This window comes from Niveispirillum sp. (assembly GCF_017996735.1).
Taxonomy (GTDB): domain Bacteria; phylum Pseudomonadota; class Alphaproteobacteria; order Azospirillales; family Azospirillaceae; genus Niveispirillum.
In genome coordinates, this window is the sequence record NZ_JAGOGJ010000020.1 from 1 (window position 1) to 21,960 (window position 21,960).

The following is a 21,960-nucleotide window of genomic DNA, read 5'->3' on the forward strand; positions in this document are numbered from 1 at the left end:
ATTCCCAATTGACGCGCCTGGAACGGCTATTCTCGTGGCCGATATCCTGTTTTCGTGACGATATAGCTTTCGCATATCTCCATCTCCAAATGACTAAACAATACCATATTGCACTGTATGGAGTGTTGCCATACGCTTGCGTCATCACGGGGGCGATGCGCACCTTGCCGGCATCGCGGCCATTGATCGGAAGAGGATGAGATATGGCCGACACGAGGCTGCACGAACTCGCCGACCGCTACTGGGCATTCCAGCGGGAGGAGTTCCCTTTGATCGGCATTCAGGCGGGCCAGCCGGCCGCTGGTGATCTGCTGCTGCGCGATGCGCCAGCCGATCATCTGCGCCGTGCCGCCTGGGCCGACCGGGTGTTGCCGGAACTGGATGCCATCGATCCACGGGGCCTGGATAGCGGCGATCGGACGACCCATGCGCTGCTGCGCCGTGAACTGGCTGCCTATGGCGAACTGGTGGCCTGCGGCGGGCATTTGCGGCCATCGCTCTATCCGATGGGGCCGGACTTCAAGTTGACTTGCTGGGCCAGCGCCACGGTTCTGTCGAACCTGCCCGAGGCCCGGCGCTATCTGGCCCGCCTGTCCGCTGTGCCCGCCGCACTGGCTGGCCTGTGTGAGACGTTACGGGCGGGGCGGGAGCGTGGGTTTCGTTACCCGCAACTGGTTATCGATCGGGCCGTGGCCCAGGTACGCGGCTCCCTGGCCGTGCCTGTGGCTGAACATCCGTTCGCGTTGCCCCTGCGCCGCATGGCGGGGCGCATCGCCGCCCGTGCCCCCGTGGTGGAGCAGGGGCTGGCGCTGATCAATGACCAGATCTATCCAGCGCTGCAAGCCTATGCCAACTTCCTGGCGCGAGAACTGCGCGAGGGGACGCGGACCAGCGTGGCCTGCACCGACGATATCGACGGAGATGCCCATTACCGCTTCCTGGTGGCGCAGGCGACGACGCTTGAACTCTCGCCCAAGGAGATCCATGCCCTGGGCCTTGCCGAGGTGGACCGGATCAGTGCCCGGATGCTGACGGTCGCGGCGGCAGCGGGCTGGCCCGGCGATCTTCCGGGCTACCGTGCCTCATTGCAGGCCGACCCGTCGCAATATGCTACCAGCGCCGACATGCTGCGGACGGAAATGGAGGTGCTGTGCAAACGCATCGACGCCCGCATCCCGGAATTTTTCGGCCGCCTCCCGCGTGCCACCTTTGGCGTTAACAGCATCCCGGTGGCGATTTCCGAGAAGATGCCGCCGGCCTATGCCCAGCCCAATCCCGCCGATGGCAGCGCAGCCGGCGTGCTGTGGATCACGTCCGTGCCGGGGAAGCTGCCGCGTTATGCACATGCACCCATCGTTCTGCATGACGCCTGGCCCGGTCATCTCATGCAAATGGCCCTGACCCAGGAGATGAAGCACCTGCCGCCGTTCCGCCGTTACGGCGCCCATCGTTATGCGGCATGCCTGAAGGGCTGGGCGCTTTATTGCGAGCAGTTGGGCGCGGAGATGGGCCTTTATGACACGCCGGAGAAACGCTATGGCCGCCTGGAGATGGAGATGTGGCGCGCCGTGCGGCTGGTGGTCGATACGGGGCTGCATGCATTGGGCTGGAGCGGTGAGCGGGCCGTTGCATTTTTTGAAAAACACATGTCGATGCCACGGTCCACCGTCGAGGCGGAGGTCGATTGCCATGTCGCGATGCCGGCCCAAGCCCTGGCCTATCAGCTTGGCAATCTGAAATTCCGCGAAATCCGGCAGCGGGCGGAGGAGGCCCTGGGCGACGGGTTCGACCTGCGACGCTTTCACGACGCGCTGCTGGCGCTCGGGCCGGTTCCGCTGCGGATGCTGGAGGGGTTGATGGCCGACTGGACAGCCCGCCAGACGGTGCGTGCCGCCTGACGGGCCGCCTGTGGCTATTGACCTGGCGGCGCGGTTGCGTCGATGCCGCCACGGTTGGTGGGTTGTCAGGGCTTGCGTCCAAAGCATGCGCGCAGAAAGCTGAACCAGGCGGGTAAGGCTCCCGTCAGGTGAGTTTCCAGCGCGATGAGTTCGGATGAAACCTGCAAATTGGGCAAGGGATTCAGCGAAGTCTGGGCAAGCAGCTCACTCGTGCCGCGGGCGGTGACCCACTGATAGATGCCCGGTTGTGTCAGTTCGCGCACGCCAAGGGTGACATGCAGCCGACGCCCCGAATAGTCCTGTTTCGAAGCGACGGCCTGCCTGTAAAGCTGGAATATCTGGCTATCTTTCTCAACAATCCCAGGGCTGCCGGCTCCGATGCATTTGAAGAGGGCTGATTGTTTGATCGCGACATAAGTTGTAAATAAGCCACCATAGGAATAACCCCAGAGGCCGATATTGCTCGCATCGATCCGGAAGGTCTTTGCCAATTGGGGATGCAGCTCCTGTTCGAGAAAGGCGAGGAACTTATCGGCGGCCTGGCTGGCGAACATTGCCAGATAGCGACGACCTTCGTCTTGCGACAGGCGCCCGGCTTTCACAGCGGGCTCAACGGTTTGGCGTATTATCTCAGGCACGGCTTCACCCGGCGGGGTCAGGTCGCGCATGCGCAGCCAAGCCCATGCATGGCTTTCTGGTTTGGAATAGCCCACGGATACAAGGATGAAGGGGAGTTGGGGTGACAGGGCGTCGCCTTGTCCCGCCTGATGAAATGGCGCAGTCGTCGGGAAGAAGAGGTTTCCATCCATCTGATAGATGATTGGATAGCTTGTGCTGTTGTCGGCACTGTATTGCGCTGGCAGCGTCACCCAGGCGGCGAAACGTGCGTTGGCTATTTTTGAGTCGATTTCGAAGTAACGCGTTGACGGAAACAGGGCATCGAACGACGGCGCGGATTCCATAAGACCGGCGGGGCCCATGGCCGCGGACGGTGCCGGGCCCGCCGGTTCGGCGGCGGCCATGCGTGCCGGCAGGGTCGTCGCCGCAGCGGCAAAAAGGGCGCTGGCGCCGGTCGACAAGGCGGATCTGCGATCGATAGGTTTATCCATGGGCTCCCTCCCGGTTGGATTGCTGTTTCAGGGCTTCAGCCGGTCGCCGTCGCTGTCACGAAAATCGACGACCGGCCGAGACCGGCCGTCAAATTCGATCAGAATTTCGCGCTGGCGCGGATGCCCCAATAGCGGGGGTCGCCGTAGACCGACCCGGCCGACGGCGCGCCGAACTGGGCCAGGGCGGATTTGGCCAGCCAGTCCGTGACGTAGGTCTTGTCAAACAGGTTGCGCGCGAAGAGCGATATCCGATAACGCGGCCAGACCAGTGATACGCTGGCATCGACCAGATTATAGGCATCGCGGGTCGGGCAAGGCCCGAACACCGCCGCTTCACCGCAGAAGTGGGTCGGTCCGACACCGTTGACCGCGCCACTGAATTCAAGCGAAAGCACGTCGGACACGGGTTCGGTGTAGGTGGCGGCGAGGCGATAGCTCCATTTCGGCGCACGCTGGAACTGCTCGTCAACATTGCCGATACCGGGTGCGATGTTGGGCGACAGGACGGTCGGCGTTACCGGGTTATAGCCGCCGTTCGCCTCCAGCAGCAGCTCAGGCGTTATGCGATAGGAGCTGTCGACCTCCACACCGTAGGATCTGACCTTACCGACAGGAACGGTGACGACGCGCGGTCCGATCGGTGTCGGGACGGTCGCTGCTGCGTTGAAGGATTGTGCATCGATATAGAACACGGCAACGGAAACATTGCCACGTTGCTCGTCGAAACTGCTCTTGAAGCCGGTCTCATACGACCACAGCGTCTGGTTGGGGAACGTCCTCTGCGGACTGGTCGTGTTGGCCAGCGGGGCGTTGAAGCCGCCCTGCGTGAATCCCTTGCTGACGGATGCGTAAATCTGCGTTTCGGAATTGAACAGGTAGCGCGCTGTCAACTTGGGCTGAAGGCCGTGAAATTTGGCGCTGATCGATGGGCTCGCCAGCGGCTGCAGTTCCGATTTGATTTCGTCGTAGCGGACGCCGCCGCCCACCACGACATGGTCACTCAGCGTATATTCCAGATCCGTGAACCCTGCGGTGGCCGTATATTCGGTTGTCGGATTGCCTTGGAATATCGATGTGCCGCCAAACGCGACACCGCCGAGCAGGTTGCCGCAGGAACCGCAATCTCCGGATTTGCCGTGGTTGTAATAAATCCCCGCCAGCCACTTGAACGGTCCATCGCCGGTCGATTGGGCGCGCACTTCCTGGCTGAAATCGTCCAAGGCGCCTGTCCCGCGCACGGCGAAAAAGTCGGACGGGCCCATGTCGGCGTCGTTGGTGTCGCTGAATTTCTGGGTGTTGTAGGCTGTCGTACCGACCACATCAAACGCGTCGGCGGAGTAGGTGATCTTGCCCGAATAACTGTCGCTGCGCAGCCGGCTTTCCGATCGACTGCCCGCGAGTACGCCTGCCGGGGCGCCAAATGTCGGGGTCAACAGCAGCCGGCCGTGCTTGTCGTTGATGTCGGATACCTGATGATAAAGGAACGACGGCCCCAGCTTGTTTAGGTGGGAATATTTCAGATCGAGCGAAAGATTGCTGGCGGGCGTGATCGTCACACGACCCGTGAAGGCTTCGTAGTCGTCGCGGTCGGCATTGCTGCCGTCGCTGAAATTGCGAAAGCCTGAGCGCCGCTGGATCGCGCCGGACAGACGAGCCGTAACCAGATCTTCGATGATGGGTCCGGCAACGGTCGCTGAACTTCGTCTGGTCCCAGCGTTGCCCACTTCGGCGTTGACCTCGGCTTCGGCCTGGTTCGTCGGGGCGCGGGTGACATAGCTGATCGCGCCTGAATAGGCGTTGCGTCCATAAAGTGTGCCCTGTGGGCCTTTCAGTACCTCGACCCGTTCAAGATCGAACAGCGGAATGGCGAAGGCCACGGCCGAGGGCTGGTAGACGCCATCGATGTAAAGGCCGACACCCGGCACGCCCAGGCCGCGCATCGTCACCGAAATTCGATTGACCCGCGGCGACGTGATGAAGAAGTTCGGGAGCCTGGACGACAGATCGCTGATCGTCATATTGCCCTTGGCCGCCAAGTCTCTCGATGAAAAGACTTCGATCGTCGCCGGGATGTCGAGAATTTTTTCCTCGCGCTTGCGCGCCGTGACGACAATTTCCTCAAGCATGACCGGGGATTCGGCCGCCTGATCTGTCGGATTGGATTGCGCTACATCCTGTGCGAGCGCGGATTGCATTGGTAGGACGCTGGCATAAGCCAGAAGCAAGGCCTTTTTGTGCATTCGCATCTTGATCTCCCCATGTTCTGTTCAGTGGATTTTTTGACGGTTCCCCCGTTCCCTGGCTTCAGATCAGAGTTGCACCGTGTGATGGAGAGCAGCCCGATATCCGCCACAGGATCGTCATCGAGGATGATGAGGTCGGCACGGGTCCCAGGTGCGGTGCAGACAAGCTGTCGTTTGTCCGCAGAGCGCAGCCGTCCCCCAGGTCAGCGGTCTCATGTCAGCGCTTCTTCGCGGCGCAGCATTGGCACCGGACGCTCAGCTCTCGGCGTCTGCCCTCATTGTCCGACCGGCCAGCAGAAAGCAGATGCCGCCCGGCAGCAGGGCTGCAAAGGCGATCAGCATGGCAATCCGCAAGCCCATCGCAGTGCCAAGTTGTGCGCCGAAACCGTCACTGAGGACGCCAGTGAGTACCGGCCCGCCGCTCAGGCCGATGGAATTCATCACGAAATACAGCAGCGCAATTGCCGTCGCCCGGCGCGGCGATCCGCAGACAATATGGACGCCGGCGAAAAGGGAAGGGCCCGCGCCGAAGATCAGGCAGCCGCCGATCAAGGCCGCAATGACAAAGACGTTGAAATCGTGGGTAAGCAGCGCGACGAGATAGGCCGGCAGCGCCGCGATCATCAGCAACCCTGTCAGCAAGGGTACCGCCGCCGGAGTGCGGCGTCCCAGGCGGTCGGTCAGGTATCCGCCAGCAACCGCACCGACGATCGCAGTGACCGCCGATATCGAGCCGTAGACCGCACCGGCATGGGACAGCGACAAACCGAAACTGCGCACGAGGTGTGACACGACGAAGATCAGCGCGCCGTAGCTGACGATACCGTAGAATCCACCGCCTGTGATCTGCCACAGAAAACTGGGCTTGCGGGCCAGCGCCGTGATCGAGGGGCGAAGTTGCTCGCCGGCAGCCTGTGTGCGCGCCCGCGGCAACATGTGGCGCGGCTCAAGCAGGCAGCGGCTGGCGATGATCGCAACCAGCAGACTGGACAAGCCGAAGATCACGAACATGGCACGCCAGCCGAACAGACTGGCGATCTGCGCCCCGCCAATCAATGCTGCCGCATAGCCTGCCACTCCCGCCATGGCGAAGATCCCGATGGCCTTGCCCCGTTCCTGCGGCGGAAAATAATCGGCGATCAGACTCTGCGAGGTCGGCAACGCTCCGGCTTCCCCACCCCCGACGGCGAGGCGGGCGAAGAACATCTGTACAAAATTCTGCGCAGCGCCACAGATCGCGGTCATCAGGCTCCAGAAGGTGATCGAGATCGTGATGATCAGCTTGCGATTGCCGCGGTCGGCCCATCGGGCGATCGGCAGGCCGAGCGTTGCGTAAAACAAGGCAAAAGCAACGCCGGTCAGCAATCCCATCTGGGTGTCGGTGGCATTGAATTCGGCTTTGATCGGTTCGATCGCGACGGTCATGATCTGGCGATCGACATTGCTGACGGTTGAGACCAGGAACAGCACGGCCAGCATCTTCCAGCGCTGCCGCAACGAAAAGAGCTGCCATGGCTGCGGCGGAGATGGCGGGTTCGTGGAGGCTGAGGGTTGGCTGGTCATCAGTTCGACTTGAAGATCTTGCCGGGATTGAACATCCCCCGTGGATCGAGAGCGCGCTTGATCTGGTACATCACATCGACAGCCTCGCCGAGTTCGTCGACCAGTGCCTCCTGCTTACCCAGACCGATGCCATGTTCGCCGGTACAGGTCCCGTCCATCGACAGCGCCCGCGCAACCAGGCGGGTGTTGATCGCCTCGACTTCTTCCCATTCGGCCGGAGCGTCGGGATCGAGTGCGAAGACGACGTGGAAATTGCCGTCGCCGACATGACCGCAGATGGTCGCTGGCACCGATGCGGCGTCGAGATCGCGCTTCGTTTGGGAAATGCAGTCCGCCAGCCGGCCGATGGGCACGCAGACGTCGGTCGCCCAGCCGACCGATCCGGGGCGCAGCCCCAGGGTTGCGTAATAGGCCTCATGACGGGCCTTCCACAGGCGCGTTCGCTCTTCCGCCTGGGAGGACCAGGCGAAGGCGCCGCCGCCATTCGCCGCAGCGATCTCCCCGACCATCGAAACCTGCTCGTCCACCGCAGCCTGTGACCCGTGAAACTCCAGGAACAAGGTTGTCTTCTCGGGATAGTCGAGCGTCGACCAGCGATTGACGGCCCGCATCTGCGCATCGTCGAGAAGTTCCGCCCGGGCCAGCGGCACGCCGAGCTGTATCGCCTCGATCACCGTCCTTGCGGCCCCGTCCAGGGTCTCGAACCCACAGACCGCCGACGCGATGATATCGGGGATGGGATGCAGGCGCAGCGTCACCTCGGTGATGATGCCCAGCGTGCCTTCGGCCCCGACGAACAGGCGGGTCAGATCGTAACCCGCGGCCGATTTCCGCGCGCGCCGCGCGGTGCGGATATCGCGTCCGTCCGCCGTGACGACGCGCAGACTAAGCACCGCCTCGCGCATCGTTCCATAGCGGACGGCATTGGTGCCTGACGCGCGTGTCGAGGCCATGCCGCCGATCGTCGCGTCGGCACCGGGATCGACCGGGAAAAACAGTCCCTGGTCGCGAAGATGGTTGTTGAGCGCCACCCGCGTCACCCCGGCTTCGACGGTGACGTCGAAATCCTCGGCATTGACGGCGAGAACGCGGTTCATCCGGCTCATGTCCAGAGAAATGCCCCCGGCGACCGGAAGGGCCTGGCCTTCGATCGAGGTGCCGGCGCCGAATGCCGTCAGTTTGATGTCATGCGCCGCGCACAGCCGGACAACGAAGATGACATCCTCGGTGCTCTCGGCGAAAACCACCGCGTCGGGCAGGCTTGGGGCGAAATGGGTTTCGCTGCTTCCATGTTGGGACCGGATCGCCTCCGCATAGCTCACGCGGTCGCCGAGCGTCCCGTCGAGCGCTTCGCGCGCCGCACGGGACAAGCCGCCCGACGGCGGCAGGCTTTTGACTTCCTTCATTTTGTTTCCCTCGTGGGGATTGCAGCCGCCTTTTGCGCCGCCGAAAAGGCCTCGGCCAGCGTGGCCATCAGCGTCTCGTCGCCCACCGGCTTCAGCCGCAGGGTTACATCCTTCTTTGCGTACCGTAGAGCGGCGAGATCCTGGACAGCTTCCTGCCAGTCGCCAGTCAGGGTGAGGTCGGCCGAGGATTGCGGTTCGCCCAGGGCGAAGGACACACCTGCCTCTGGGTCGAAGCGCATCTGCCACCACACGGGCCGGCCTTCCGGGCCGCCGGTCAGCTCATAAGCCAGAAGATAGGGGCGCGTGAGCTTGGCCGCGGCGGCCTGTGAAAGCTTGTCGTCGGCCAGAATCCGGTTCATGAGCTGCACATGCCGATAGGACATGAAGCCAGGGGGCGGGCTCGTGGCCGCCCAATCACGCACAGGGCCGAGGTCGATGTCAGACACTTCCGGATAGTTCGCCCGGAAGGCCGGATCGAGGCCAGCCCCCTCACGGCTGAGATAATGGTCGAGGAAGGCTTGGCAGAAATCATTCACGATGCTGGCCATGCGCTGGCCGTCAATCGGACCGATCATGGCCGCGAGCACCGGGTCGGCACGCAGTTCGGGCGGGATCAGGCAAAGGTCGGTGAAGGAGAGGTGCGTGGCACCGCTCACCTCCACGCGATGGATATCGGCACGGGTTCCGGCGGTTGCGAGTCGCTCGTGAAAGAGTTCGGAGTGCGGATGGCTGTTCGTGATACCGAAGGCCGCCAGCAGCAGCGACAAATCGCTGTGCATGATCAGCAGGGGAGCATGGCAGTCGCGGTCCAGCATGTCGGCGTCCCACACGCCGCCATCCAGATTGATGCCGGCCCTGACACGCGGGTCGCGCTGCGCCGCCGATACCGCCGCGCCCCCGCCGAAGGACATGCCGAACGTGCCGAGCCGGTCAAGATCGACGATATCGAGCAGCGCTTTTGCCTTGGCCGGCAGATCGGCCGCGTGCAGCCGGTCGATGACGTGGATAAAATCCCCTGCCCAAACCCGGAACTGGGTTGCCATCTTCGTTTCATGGCAATTGGTAAGCATCGCGTCCAGCCGCGTGGCGGGGTCCGGTGCGGAGAATGCCGCAACGTAACTGGGCTTGGCGGCGGTTGCCGTCAGATCCTCCAGAAGCGACGGATGGCATTTGATGGTATCACCATTCTCGTGAAGGGTGGCCTGGTCGACATAAGGATGGCTGATGGAGAGAACGACGTAACCGTGGCTGGCGAAATGCTCCACCGGCATGATGTTGGTTTGCGGGCAGGCGAAGCCCCCATGGGAAAAGATCAGGACCGGCCGCCGTGTTCCCATGAGCGGCGGCGCATCCTCCCAAGCATGCGTGGAAACATCCAGCAGGGCGGAGATATCGGTGCTGGTCGGGATCAATTTGAAAAATGGCGCTACCTGATGCAGCAGTTCCGCCGGCTTTGCATTGGGGCGCGGCACGCCGTCTTCCGCCGCCGTCGGGTACCAGGCCCTGACGGGAATGCGCCGCGTTGTGCCGGGACTGAACGTTTCTTCGCGGCTTGTGTCGGTGAGTTCGAAGTCCATCACGCCGATGCGGTACGGACCCGAGGGCTTCGGCAACTGGATTCTGGCGCTCATTGGTCGGTCTTTCTGCCGTGGGATCGATGGCGGGCGGTTTCCCCCGTCTAGAAATACCAGCCTGCCGTCAAGCCGATGGTGCGGGGCCGGAGGATCGTCACCTGGGCGGGCCCCCCGAGTGATGACAAAGCTGTCGCAGCACTCAACTGCGCGCGCTTGTCGAACAGGTTGTGGACATAGGCCTGCAGATTGACCTCCCCGAGTGTGATCCCGGCCCGTATATCGGTCAGATTATAGGCCGGCAGGCGATATTGCGGCAGGCCGGCATTGGCGTCGAAGCTGGCCGTACGTTTGCCGGCGTAACGCCATGTTGCACCGATGGTGGGCTGAAGATCACTCTGTCGAAAGACGTAATCGGCGTTGATGCTGGCCGTGAAACGGGCGGCGTTGGGCAGCCGCTCGCCCTTCCTGGCGCCCAGTGCCGCGTCCGCACGGTCTAGGGCGCCGTCATTATAGGCGAAAGCCCCGCTCAGGGTCAGCCCAGCGGTGGGGCGCGCGGTCAATGCCAGTTCCGCTCCCTTGATGTGGGCACCGCCGCCGCTGTTCTGAATGGCCGAGACACCATCCACAACCGTGGCCAACTGAATATCCTGCCAGTCGATATAGAAGACAGACCCGTCCAGCGAAAAACGGCGATCGGAGGTTTCCGCCTTCAGGCCGCCCTGGTAGCTGCGGAGCGTGTCGGAAGAGAAGGCCGGCGGCGCCACCAGCGCGCCGGTCGTCGGGTTGATTTTTGCGATATTCGGGCCTCCGGGGCGGAAGCCGGTGGCGTAACTCGCATAGGCCATGACATTATCGTTGAAGCGGTAGCGTCCGCTGACGAGATATGTGGTCACACCCTCGTCCGATTTCGCCGCCGGGGCCGAGGGCACAAGCAGGCCGGTGGAGTTTTGCGCGTATTTCTGGTCATTCTGTGCCCAGCGGATGCCGCCGGTCACGTCGAACCTGTCCGTGAGATGCCAGGTCAGGTCGCCGAAAAACGCATATTCCCGGTAGAGGCTGGGCGCGGTCGCATTTGCCAGATTGATCGGCAATTCCACAAGCCCGGTGCCGTAGGCCGGGAGTCCGGATCGCACCGACGCGTCCTCATGCGTATAGAAACCGCCGAGCTGCCATTCGAACCGGTCACCCGTCGGTGATGCCAGCCGCGCCTCCTCGGTGAATTTCCGCATAAGATACGTGGTCTCATTACCGACGGCGATCGCAGGTATGCCCAGGCTTTGCAGCAACGGTGCATAAAGCGCTGAATTGTCAGCAAGCTGATAGCGCTTGGTCTTCTGATAGCCGGTGATCGAGGTCAGCGTGGCGCCGCCGAAATCGTAGGAAATCGTGCCGCTATAGACGCGGAAGGTGGAGGTGAAGCCCTCCACCAGCGGATGAGACTGAAGGAGCGGATCGTTGAGCGGCTGGCCCTGGAGCGTGTAATCGGCATAGGCATTGCCGTCACGACGGATATCCTGGCCGAAGCCGGTAAGGCGAATGGTGAGGCCCTCGGCCGGCTCGATCAGGATATCCGCACGCCCGCCATCGACCCTGGTGGCGTCGACATTCCTGTCCCCGGTCATGGCATTGTCGAAATAACCGCCTGGCCTGGAATGGAAGCCGCTGGCGCGCACTGCGACCTTGTCGGTCACGATCGGTATATTCACGACCCCATTGCCGTTATAGCTGGCGTTGCCGTGACGCGTGGCGGAAGCCCCGGCCTGGACACTGCCCCCGAAGGTGCGCAGCGAAGGCTGGCTGGTCACATATTTGAGCACGCCGCCCATCGAACTGGCGCCGTACAGCGTGCCTTGCGGCCCCCGCAATACCTCCACGCGGTCAAGATCGAAAAGGGCGACATCCGTCACGAACGTGCTGGAGCCGCCATAGACGGTGCTGGAGCCATAGGGAATATCGTCGACATAGATGCCGACGGTGGGGCCGACATCGACGCCGGTGGTGACACCGCGCATGCTGATCCCACCCAGGCCCGCGCCCTGGCCGGTGACTTGCAGCCCCGGCACGGTGTTGGCGAAATCGACAAGTTGCGTCGCGCCCAGCTTTTCCAGGTCCGTCGCCGTGACGGCGGTCACCGATTGCGGGGTGTCGATCAGCCGCTCGTACCGCTTCTGGGCGGTGACGATGATCTCGGTGAGTTCGAAATTCTCTTCGGAACCCGGCGTCCCATCGACATTCTGCGCTATCGCCGGTGTGGCGATCAGCAGGGTGGCCCCGCACAGGAGCAAGGCCTTCCGCCTTTTGAACAAATCCGCAGCCATTGTTATCCCCCTGTTCAGGTGATCGAGCCGTTAGGCTTCTTATCGGCATATTAGATACAGCGCTGTACTGTATTTTTTGTTCGATGCATGCGTCAAGCGGAATCGGACGCACCATGCTGCATGGAGGTTAGAGATATTGGGTTTGAGCCCTTGTCGGACGTCGCAGGATTTTGATGCAAGAATGCACGTCCGTACGGTTCTCCTCCGCCGGTACGGGCCCGGTGGGCGCGGAGGCCGCCAAAGTCACCGGAAAGGTTGCGGACAGCGGCGCTGTCCGGTGCGTCCACTGTCCGTTCAGGTCATAAGGCCCTTGGGCGACCTGCGCTATTGCGAAGCCGCGGGCGTCGCTTACAGGCTGTTCTTGACGATCTCGCCATTGCGCATGATCAGGTCGAGCTTGCGGCCATTGGCGGCGAGCAGGCCGATCTCCCGCAGGGGATCGCCATCGACGACGATCAGATCCGCATAGGCACCCGGCTTGACGCAGCCGAGCTGGCCTTCCTGCATCAATATCTCGGCACCCATAGAGGTGGCCTGGCGCAGCATTTCCAGCGGGGTGAAGACCTGTTGGCGCAGTTCGAACTCACGGCATTGCTGATCATAGGTCGAAGCGAGAAGGTCGGTGCCGAAGCCGATCTTGATCCCCGCATCACGCATATGTTGCAGCCCCTCGATCGCCGAGTCCGCCGCGACCTTGAGCTTGGTCATGCTGTCGGGCGTCATGCCGAGCTTCGCGCCGACCTCCATCGTTGCGAAGATCACCGCCATGGTCGGCACGACATAGGCGCCGCGCTCGGCGACGAACCGGGCTGTCTCGGCATCCATCAGCGTCCCATGCTCGATGCAGCGGACACCGAACTCGATCGACCGGCGGATGGCGCTGACCGGATGACAATGGGCCGACACATAGGTGCGGCGCTCGGTGCATTCATTGACGATCGCCCGGATTTCGTCCTCGCGGAACTGGTTCATCCACATGGGATCGCTGGGCGACATCACCCCGCCGGACGCGACGATCTTGATGCAATGGGCGCCGCGTCGAAGTTCTTCGCGGGCGGCCTTGATGCATTCATCGACGCCGTCGACCACCACGCCGCCCCAGTTCATCGCGCCGCAAGAGCAATAGCCATGGGTATGGTGCTTCTCGTTGGGCAGACGGTAGTCGACATGCCCCCCGGTCATCGACAGGACCTTGCCGGCATAGAAGAAGCGTGGGCCGCGGATCAGCCCATCCTGGATCGCCGCAGCCAGCGGATAGTCGCCGCCGCCGATATCGCGGACAGTGGTGAACCCGCAATCCAGCGCGTGGCTGAGCTTTCTTGCGGCATAGGCCGTCCGGTAGGGGGCGTCGCGACCGTCCACGACCTTTGCGTTGAAGTCGGAAAAATAGGCATGGATGTGCAGGTCGATCAGCCCCGGCATCAGCGTTTTGCCGGCTGCGTCGAGCCGCACGGCATCCTGAACGGCAATCGGTCCCGGCGAGATTTCACGGATGCGTTCGCCCTCCACCAGTATGGACATGCCCTCCGCGCACTCTTCATTGAAGCCATCAAAGATGCGTGCGTTCTCGATCAGGACCAGACTCATGCTTTCCTCCCTCGGCGTTGGGCCGGACGGAATGATAGGTGGGGGTGTCGGGGGAATCAATAAAATACAGTATTGAACTGAATCTGGTGCGCAGCTAGGCTGGCAGCTCGATGAATGTCACCGGTAGCGGCTGGCTCCACAAGCCAATCAATGGCGGCGGATGCACGTCTTTATCGACTGCACGGGTGTTTGTTGACGATGGCCGGTGGCTTTGCCAATGTCCGGCAAGGTCTATTCGCGGGACAGTTGGGACATAAGATGAAGAAGGACATGCCGGAGACCGATCCGATTGACACCTCCGTGACCAAGCGGCCCCGCCGCGCGCCGTCAGGGCCACGGTTGGGGCGGGAGGATTGGGTTTTGGCGGCCAAGAAGGTCCTGATGGCGCGGGGCATCGAGGCGGTGAAGGTCGACCGGCTGGCCAAGGATTTCGGTGTCACACGGGGCAGCTTCTACTGGCATTTCAAAAGCCGGGGAGACCTGTTGCAGGCGCTGCTGACCTATTGGGGCGATACCAATACCACGGCCCTGCGTACCGCCATCCAGGGCAACCGTGGCGATGGTATGGCCCAGTTCAAGGCGATCATCCGCATCTGGGTCGAAGAAAAGGATTTCTCCCCCAGTTTCGATATGGCTGTCCGCGATTGGGCACGCCATTCCAAGACGGCGGCGGCCCTGTTGCGCAAGGTGGATGACGAACGCATCCAGCTGTTCAGCGACATCTTCCGCAATCTGGGTTATGACGACGCGGAAAGTGGCGTACGCGCCCGTGTGCTTTATTTCCATCAGGTCGGTTACTATGCCCTGGCCATCAAGGAAACCCGGGCGGAGCGCACGGCCACCCTGCCGCTGTATTATAAGATCCTGACAGGCCTGATGCCGCCCGACAGCCTTATTTAGCGCCTTGTCGGGGAAGGGCGGCGTAACGGTCCTTTGCCTCCCCCGCGCGAACGGGGGAGGCCATTTCCGCGAGTGACGGGAGCCAGGCCTGGGCGTCGTCACCTCAGTCACGCGAAGACGACAGTCTTCTGGCCGTTCAGAATGATGCGATGCTCCGCATGCCATCGCACGGCGCGGGCCAGCACTGTGCATTCGATATCGCGGCCGATCTCCACCAGGCGCTCTGCCGTCTGGCTGTGGTTCACCCGTTCCACACCCTGTTCGATGATGGGGCCTTCATCCAGGTCGGTGGTCACGTAATGGGCCGTGGCGCCGATCAGCTTCACGCCACGCATGTGCGCTTGATGATAGGGCTTGGCGCCCTTGAAACTGGGCAGAAAGGAATGGTGGATGTTGATGCAGCGGCCGGCCAGGGCGGCACACAGGTCGGGTGACAGAATCTGCATATAGCGGGCGAGCACCACCAGATCGGCCCGGGACTGGCGTACCAGTTCCAGGAATTGGCCCTCCTGCTGTGCCTTGCTGCTGCCGGTGACCGGCAAATGGTGATAGGGCAGGCCGCTCCATTCCACAAAGGACCGCATGTCGGCATGGTTGGAGACGACGCCGACCACCTCCACTGGCAGCAGCCCGGATCGCCACCGGTGCAGCAGGTCGAACAGGCAATGGCCGAAGCGGGAGACGGCGATCAGGACGCGGGGGCGGACGGTCATGTCGAACAGCGTCCAGTTCATGTCGAAACGGTTCCCCACGGCTGCGAAGGCCCGCTCGATCCCCGCCAAGTCCGTCGTTCCGTCCTCCAGCCGGAATTCTACCCGCATATAGAAGGTGTCGGTATCCGGGTCGTTGAACTGGTTGGACTCCACGATGGACGCGCCATGGTCGGCCAGGAAGCCGGAGACATTGGCGACGATGCCCCGCTGGTCGGGGCATTTCAAGATCAGGGCGGACGTGGAAAGCGTGGACATGAGCCGGGTACTCCGCAGGAATTGAATGGAGGTCTGGACCCGGTGGCGCCGATCATCCAGGTGGCGGCGCATCCTTATTGCCGCCGTCCGTGGCACAAGGTCGGCAGCCGGTGTCCAGGTCAGATAATCCAGTACAGTATTGTATTGTGATCCGATGTCAATGCCCTCTCGCGCGCCCGTGCCGACCGGCGGGACACGGCCGTGCCTGCGTGCATAGCGCGCCGTGGAAACGTTATGATGCCCCTTGTCAGCCGGTCCGGTTTGTTCTAGCGTCTTAAAAACAGTTCTGTATGGAATGGAAAGAGGCGAGTCGAATGAGTAGCTACTCGGCTTGGGGCTTGCTGCGGCATGGGCTGGGCGCGCGGGATTGGGCGCCGGCATGGCGCGATGCGACGCCCCGCAAGCGCTACAAGGTCGTCGTCATCGGCGGCGGCGGCCACGGTCTCGCCACCGCCTATTACCTGGCGAAGAACCATGGAATCCGTGACGTGGCGGTGCTGGAGAAGGCGTGGATCGGCGGCGGCAATACGGGCCGCAACACCACCATCGTCCGTTCCAACTACTATTACCCGGAAAGTGCCGCCCTCTACGAAATGTCGCTGAAGCTGTACGAGGGGCTGTCACGGGACCTGAACTACAACATCATGCTGAGCCAGCGCGGCATTGTCACGGTGGCGCACAGCCGGCACGAGCTTGAGGTGGTGCAGCGCTGGGCCGGGGCTATCCGGGCCAACGGCATCGACAGCGACCTGCTGACCCCGGCGGAGATCGCCCGACTGGCACCCATCTTCGACACCAGTCCGCAGGCCCGCTACCCCGTCTGGGGCGGCTTCATCCAGAGGCGTGGCGGGACTGCGCGCCATGATGCGGTGGCCTGGGGCTACGCCCGCGCTGCCAGCGCCCTGGGCGTGGACATTGTCCAGAACTGCGAAGTCAACGCCATCCGCCGTGGTGCGGACGGGCGCGTGACGGGAGTGGGCACCACGCGCGGCGAGATCGAGGCCGACTGTGTGGTGATGTCGGTGGCCGGTCACAGCACTGTCCTGGCCGACATGGCGGGATTCCGCCTGCCGGTGACCAGCTACGCCCTGCAGGCCATGGTGTCGGAACCGGTGAAGCCCCTGCTGGACGTGGTCATCCTGTCGCTTGCCACCGGCGTCTATGTCAGCCAGAGCGACAAGGGGGAGATGGTCCTTGGCGGCGCACTGGATCTCTACAATTCCTATGGCCAGCGCGGCAACCTGCCCACGGCTGTGAATGTCGCCGGGGCGGCGGTGGAACAATATCCCGCGCTCGGCCGCCTGCGCATGCTGCGGCAATGGGCCGGCATCGTTGACGTGGTGCAGGACAGCAGCCCCATCCTGGGCGAAACCCCCGTGCCCGGCCTGTTCATCAATTGCGGCTGGGGGACGGGCGGTTTCAAGGCCATCCCGGCCGGCGGCTGGCTGATGGCCCACCATATCGCGACCGGCAGTCCCCATGCCGTCGCCGCCCCCTTCTCCCTGCGGCGCTTCACAACCGGCGCCCTGATCGATGAAGCCGCCGCCGCCGGCATCGCGCATTAGAGGTCATCATGCTGCTTATTTCCTGTCCCCATTGCGGCCCCCGCGACGAGATCGAGTTCCGGTGCGGCGGTGAGACCCATGTGGTTCGCCCCGGCCCCGCCGAAGCGGTGAGCGAGGACGCCTGGGCCGACTATCTGTTCATGCGTCAGAACCCGCGTGGCCTGCATGCCGAGCGCTGGCTGCATGCCGCAGGCTGCCGTACATGGTTCAACCTCCTCCGCGATACCGTCACCCATGAGATCAAGGCGGTCTATCCGATGGGCCATGCCCGGCCGGAGGTGGCGTGATGGCCGGCCAGTCCAACCGATTGCCATCCGGCGGCCTGATCGACCGGTCCCGCCCCCTGCGCTTCACCTTCGATGGCCGGACCTATATGGGCTACCAGGGTGATACCCTGGCCTCTGCCTTGCTGGCCAACGGCGTGCGCGTCGTGGGGCGCAGCTTTAAATACCACCGTCCCCGGGGCCTCATGGCCGCCGGGGTGGAGGAGCCCAATGCCATCGTCACGGTGGGTGACGGCGAGCGATCCGTGCCCAACCTGAAGGCCACGGAGGTCGAACTGGTCGACGGTCTGGTGGCCCGGCCCGTCAATTGCTGGCCCACCGCCCGCCATGATGCTGGCGCCCTGATGGGGCTGCTGGGCCGTTTCATGCCCTCGGGGTTCTATTACAAGACCTTCATGTGGCCGAGCTGGCATTGGTACGAGGGTGCGGTGCGCCGGGCCGCCGGTCTGGGCACGGCGCCTGCCGGTCCCGACCCGGAAATCTACGAACATCATTATGCCCATTGCGACGTCCTGGTGGTCGGCTCCGGCCCGGCGGGATTGGCGGCGGCCGTGGCCGCTGCGAGCAGCGGGGCGCGCGTCATGATGGTGGAGCAGGAGGCCGCGTTCGGTGGCAGCCTGTTGACCACCGATGTTGTCGTCGATGGCCTGCCGGGCAGGGACTGGCTGGCGCGGCAGTTGCGCGCCCTGGGCTCCCTGCCGGAGGTGACGCTGCTGGCCCGAACCACTGCCACCGGCTACTATGATCACAACGCGCTGAGCCTGCTGGAACGGGTCACGGCTGGCCCTGTGCGCCAGCGCCTGTGGCAGGTGCGGGCGCGGCGGGTGGTACTGGCCACCGGTGCGCTGGAGCGGCCCCTGGTGTTCCCGGACAATGACCGGCCCGGCATCATGCTGTTGTCGGCCATGCGCCGCTATGTTGCGCAGTACGGTGTGGCCGCCGGCCGGCGCGCCGTGGTGTTCACCAATAATGACACCGCCTACCAACAGGCACTGGCGTTGCACAGGGCCGGCATTGCCATCGCTGCGGTGGTGGATTGCCGGGCGCGGCGCAGCAACGCCGGGGTCACCGCGCTGGAACGGGCAGGCATACCCCTGATCTGGCAAGGGGTGGTGGAGAAGACCCATGGTCGGGCCGGTTTGACGGGGGTCACCGTCGCCACGCCTGCCGGACGCCGCCGGCTGGCGTGCGATGTGCTGGGCATGTCCGGTGGCTGGAACCCCGCTGTGCATCTGCACAGCCAGGCCGGCGGCAGCCTGTCATGGGACGAAGCCGCCCTGATGTTCACGCCGGGCAAAGTGGGACAGGCGTGCCGCAGTGTGGGCGCCGGCAATGGGCAACTGGCCCTGGCCGACTGTCTGGCCGATGGCTATGCGGCGGGCATCGAGGCTGTGCGGCTGTGCGGCCTGCCGGTGACGGATGGCCCTCCTCCCACCACGGATGTCGACGGTGGCTCCACCGCCATCCAGGCGCTGTGGCAGGTGCCGGGCGGCAAGGCGTGGGTGGACTTCCAGAATGACGTCACCGCCGGCGACGTCATGCTGGCGGCGCAGGAGAATTTCCGCTCCGTGGAGCATCTGAAGCGCTACACCACCCTCGGCATGGCGGTGGACCAGGGGAAGACCAGCAACATCAACGGTCTGGCCATCCTGGCGGAACAATGCGGCCGTACCATCCCGCAGACCGGCACCACCCGCTTTCGCCCACCCTACACGCCGGTGACGCTGGGCGCCTTCCGTGGCGCCTACCGTGCCGATCTGTTCCGGCCCCGGCGCCAGATGCCTGTGCATGAGTGGCATCAGGCCCAGGGTGCCGTGTTTGAGGATTTTGGCGGCTGGCAGCGGCCGGTCCACTACCTGCGTCCTGGCGAGGGGCGGGAACAGGCCATGCATCGCGAGATCCGGGCGGTGCGCACCGCCGCCGGCCTGTTCGAGGGCTCGCCCCTGGGCAAGATCGAGGTCAAGGGACCGGATGCAGCCGAGTTCCTGGACCGAATCTACGTCAACACCATATCCACGCTGAAGCCCGGGCGCCTGCGCTACGGTCTGATGACCAACGAGAATGGCATCATCATCGACGATGGCGTGGTGGCGCGCCTGGGGCCGGATCATTTCCTGGTGGGCACCACGGGCGGCAATGCCGGTCGCATTGCCGAGTGGCTGGAGGAGTGGCTGCAATGCGAGTGGGCCGACCTGCGCGTGGTCACCATGCCGGTGACCACCGCCTGGGCCACGCTGACCCTGACCGGGCCACGGGCGCGGGCCATCCTGGAGCGGGTGGGGGCGGATTTCGACATCGGTGCCGCCGCCTTTCCTCACATGAGTTTTCGCGATGGTCATGTCGCCGGTATCCCGGCCCGCGTCTGCCGGGTCAGCTTCACCGGTGAGGTCTCTTATGAGATCAACGTGCCGGCCGGGCGGGCCACCGCCCTGTGGCAGCGCATCATGGGGGAAGGGGCCCCCCTGGGTTTGCAGCCGGTGGGCATTGACGCCTGGATGGATTTGCGCACGGAGAAGGGCTACCTGCATGTCGGCGCCGACACTGACGGCACCACCACGCCGCTGGATGTGGGCTGGGGCCCCGCCGTTTCGCGCAAGGCCAAGGATTTTGTGGGTAAACGCTCGCTGCTGCGCTCCAGCAACGCGCGGGCCGATCGTCTGAATTTTGTCGGCCTGGAGCCGGTGGACGGGGTCCGGCCCATTCCCGTCGGCGCCCATCTGCGTTTTACGGACGGGACGGTCGGGCTCACGGATGGCCACGTCACCTCAGCCTGTGTCTCCGACACGCTGGGCCGGCCCATCTCCCTGGCCATGGTGCGCGGCGGGCGGGAGCGTATGGGCCAGACGGTGCGCGTCCTGGCCCCCGCCGGCGCCTTTCAGGCCCGCATTGTCTCCCCCCTGTTCTATGATCCTGAAGGAGAGCGGTTGAATGCCTGATGCACAGGATAAAGTCGGGCGCGCCAGGCCGTCCATCCATCGGTTCAACGGGCTGCAGGTGGAGCATCTGGGCCCGCTGCCGGCCGCCATGCTGCGGGTGCGGGCGGTGGAGGCGGCACGGGCCGCCGCCGCCCTGGCGCCCCTGGGCCTGGACCTGCCTTTGGCCCCCAACACCGTCCGGCTGGGCGACAGGCGCCTGATATGGACCGGTCCGGGGGAATGGCTGCTGATGGTGGCGGAAGGCTGCTTGCCGGACCTGGCGGCGATCGGGGCTGCCCTGGGCGACATCCCGCATCTGCTGGCCGACATCACCGACGGGCGCGAGGTCATCGCCCTGTCGGGCGGCAACGCCCGTACCCTGCTGGCCAAGGGGTGCAGCCTGGACCTGCATCCGCGCCAGTTTACGACCGGGCGGTGCGCCCAGACCCTGCTGGCCCGTGTGCCGGTGTTGCTGATGCAGACCCGCGATGAGCCGCGTTTCGATCTGGTCGTTGATCGCAGCCTGGCGGCCTATCTACGGGAGTGGATAAGCGTGGCGGCCGGTGGTTTCCGGCCCGACGACGCCCAAACCTGACGCGCCGCCTGTCCCAAAAATCGGAAAGTGAGGATGCCATGACCGCAACGGTCATCAATGGCAAAGCCTATGCCGCGAGCCTGCGCCAGCAGGTCAGCGCGGCTGTTGCCCAATTGCGGGAGGATTGGGATGTGACGCCCGGCTTGGCGGTGGTGCTGGTGGGGGAGGACCCCGCCAGCCAAGTCTATGTCCGCAGCAAGGAGGCACAGGCAAGGGAAGCGGGCCTGCGCTCCACCACCCTGCGATTGCCGGCCTCCACCAGCCAGACGGAATTGCTCGGCGTGGTGGCCGATCTGAACAGCGATCCCGCGGTGGATGGCATCCTGGTGCAGCTTCCCCTGCCGCCCGGCATCGACAGTGGCAGTGTGCTGGCGGCCATCGACCCGGCCAAGGATGTGGATGGCTTCCACGCCATCAATGCCGGCCTGCTGGCCACGGGCCAGAAAGGCCTGGTGCCCTGCACGCCGCTGGGTTGCCTGATGCTGCTGCGTCATTGCCTCGGGGCCCGCGCCATGGCGGGTTTGTCGGCCGTGGTGCTGGGCCGGTCCAACATCGTGGGCCGGCCCATGGCCCAATTGCTGATGCGGGCCGACTGCACGGTCACGATCGCGCATAAGGGCTCGCGCGACGTGCCGGCGCTTTGTCGCCAGGCCGACATCCTCGTGGTGGCCGTCGGCCGCCCGGAACTGGTGCGCGGCGACTGGGTGAAGCCCGGTGCTGTCGTCATCGATGTCGGCATCAATCGTGTGGCGACCGCCGACGGCGGCAGCCGGCTGGTGGGCGATGTCGCGTATGAGGAAGCACGGCAGGTGGCGGGTGCCTTGACCCCGGTGCCGGGCGGCGTCGGCCCCATGACCATTGCCTGCCTGCTGTTGAACACTATCATCGCCGCCTGCCGCCGCCGCAGCCTGGCGATCCCCCGCTATATCGCGGACTACTGATCTTTTCCTCACGCGGATGGGCCCCTTGCGTGTCTTGTCCCGTGATGGCGTGGGAGACATCGGATGGCAGTCCATCGCCGGTATTTCATGTCAA

General features: G+C 64.0%; 15 protein-coding genes. 7 read left to right on the forward strand and 8 right to left on the reverse strand.

The features are described from left to right. Positions 1 to 203: 203 nt before the first annotated feature. Positions 204 to 1,898 carry a DUF885 family protein gene (locus tag KBA48_RS09155; protein ID WP_292905441.1) on the forward strand — a complete coding sequence of 565 codons (1,695 nt, stop codon included), beginning with the start codon at positions 204 to 206 and terminating at the stop codon, positions 1,896 to 1,898. A 65-nt stretch (positions 1,899 to 1,963) separates the two neighbouring features. On the opposite strand, the gene KBA48_RS09160 is transcribed toward KBA48_RS09155, so the two are convergent. From KBA48_RS09160 to KBA48_RS09190, 7 genes are all read right to left on the reverse strand, one after another. Next, on the reverse strand, positions 1,964 to 3,007 hold the full coding sequence (locus KBA48_RS09160; protein ID WP_292905443.1) for an alpha/beta hydrolase-fold protein: 1,044 nt from the start codon (positions 3,005 to 3,007) through the stop codon (positions 1,964 to 1,966). 98 nt (positions 3,008 to 3,105) lie between these two features. Continuing rightward, the gene (locus tag KBA48_RS09165) at positions 3,106 to 5,253 is read right to left on the reverse strand and encodes a TonB-dependent receptor (RefSeq protein ID WP_292905445.1); all 2,148 of its coding nucleotides are present in this window, start codon (positions 5,251 to 5,253) and stop codon (positions 3,106 to 3,108) included. 252 nt (positions 5,254 to 5,505) lie between these two features. Beyond that, positions 5,506 to 6,729 carry an MFS transporter gene (locus KBA48_RS09170; RefSeq protein ID WP_292905447.1) on the reverse strand — a complete coding sequence of 408 codons (1,224 nt, stop codon included), beginning with the start codon at positions 6,727 to 6,729 and terminating at the stop codon, positions 5,506 to 5,508. Between the two features lie 83 nt (positions 6,730 to 6,812). Beyond that, positions 6,813 to 8,219 (reverse strand): FAD-linked oxidase C-terminal domain-containing protein, encoded by a 1,407-nt coding sequence (locus KBA48_RS09175; RefSeq protein ID WP_292905449.1) that lies wholly within the window; start codon positions 8,217 to 8,219, stop codon positions 6,813 to 6,815. Then, a complete protein-coding gene (locus KBA48_RS09180; RefSeq protein ID WP_292905451.1) occupies positions 8,216 to 9,850 on the reverse strand; it encodes a hypothetical protein in 1,635 nt (544 codons plus the stop codon). The genes KBA48_RS09175 and KBA48_RS09180 overlap by 4 nt, the downstream gene beginning before the upstream one ends. Before the next feature lie 47 nt (positions 9,851 to 9,897). After that, positions 9,898 to 12,111: a TonB-dependent receptor gene (locus KBA48_RS09185; RefSeq protein ID WP_292905453.1), complete on the reverse strand. Its 2,214-nt coding sequence runs from the start codon at positions 12,109 to 12,111 to the stop codon at positions 9,898 to 9,900. A gap of 348 nt (positions 12,112 to 12,459) precedes the next feature. Beyond that, positions 12,460 to 13,698 carry an amidohydrolase family protein gene (locus KBA48_RS09190; protein ID WP_292905455.1) on the reverse strand — a complete coding sequence of 413 codons (1,239 nt, stop codon included), beginning with the start codon at positions 13,696 to 13,698 and terminating at the stop codon, positions 12,460 to 12,462. A 258-nt stretch (positions 13,699 to 13,956) separates the two neighbouring features. Between KBA48_RS09190 and KBA48_RS09195 the strand changes: the two genes are divergently transcribed. Continuing rightward, a complete protein-coding gene (locus KBA48_RS09195) occupies positions 13,957 to 14,598 on the forward strand; it encodes a TetR/AcrR family transcriptional regulator (protein ID WP_292905457.1) in 642 nt (213 codons plus the stop codon). A gap of 107 nt (positions 14,599 to 14,705) precedes the next feature. Here the strand turns inward: KBA48_RS09195 and purU are convergent, their stop codons facing one another. Further along, positions 14,706 to 15,566 carry a formyltetrahydrofolate deformylase gene (gene purU / locus KBA48_RS09200; RefSeq protein WP_292905459.1) on the reverse strand — a complete coding sequence of 287 codons (861 nt, stop codon included), beginning with the start codon at positions 15,564 to 15,566 and terminating at the stop codon, positions 14,706 to 14,708. 314 nt (positions 15,567 to 15,880) lie between these two features. Between purU and KBA48_RS09205 the strand changes: the two genes are divergently transcribed. The 5 genes from KBA48_RS09205 to folD are packed head-to-tail and all read left to right on the forward strand — an operon-like array spanning position 15,881 to position 21,866. Further along, complete coding sequence (locus KBA48_RS09205; RefSeq protein WP_292905461.1) at positions 15,881 to 17,131, forward strand: sarcosine oxidase subunit beta family protein; 1,251 nt, start codon at positions 15,881 to 15,883, stop codon at positions 17,129 to 17,131. 8 nt (positions 17,132 to 17,139) lie between these two features. Further along, positions 17,140 to 17,418: a sarcosine oxidase subunit delta gene (locus KBA48_RS09210; protein ID WP_292905463.1), complete on the forward strand. Its 279-nt coding sequence runs from the start codon at positions 17,140 to 17,142 to the stop codon at positions 17,416 to 17,418. After that, positions 17,418 to 20,351, forward strand: coding sequence for a sarcosine oxidase subunit alpha family protein (locus tag KBA48_RS09215; protein ID WP_292905464.1), 2,934 nt, complete (start codon positions 17,418 to 17,420; stop codon positions 20,349 to 20,351). The genes KBA48_RS09210 and KBA48_RS09215 overlap by 1 nt, the downstream gene beginning before the upstream one ends. Then, positions 20,344 to 20,925 (forward strand): sarcosine oxidase subunit gamma, encoded by a 582-nt coding sequence (locus KBA48_RS09220; RefSeq protein WP_292905465.1) that lies wholly within the window; start codon positions 20,344 to 20,346, stop codon positions 20,923 to 20,925. The genes KBA48_RS09215 and KBA48_RS09220 overlap by 8 nt, the downstream gene beginning before the upstream one ends. A gap of 38 nt (positions 20,926 to 20,963) precedes the next feature. Further along, the gene (folD, locus tag KBA48_RS09225; RefSeq protein ID WP_292905467.1) at positions 20,964 to 21,866 is read left to right on the forward strand and encodes a bifunctional methylenetetrahydrofolate dehydrogenase/methenyltetrahydrofolate cyclohydrolase FolD; all 903 of its coding nucleotides are present in this window, start codon (positions 20,964 to 20,966) and stop codon (positions 21,864 to 21,866) included. Positions 21,867 to 21,960 lie beyond the last annotated feature (94 nt).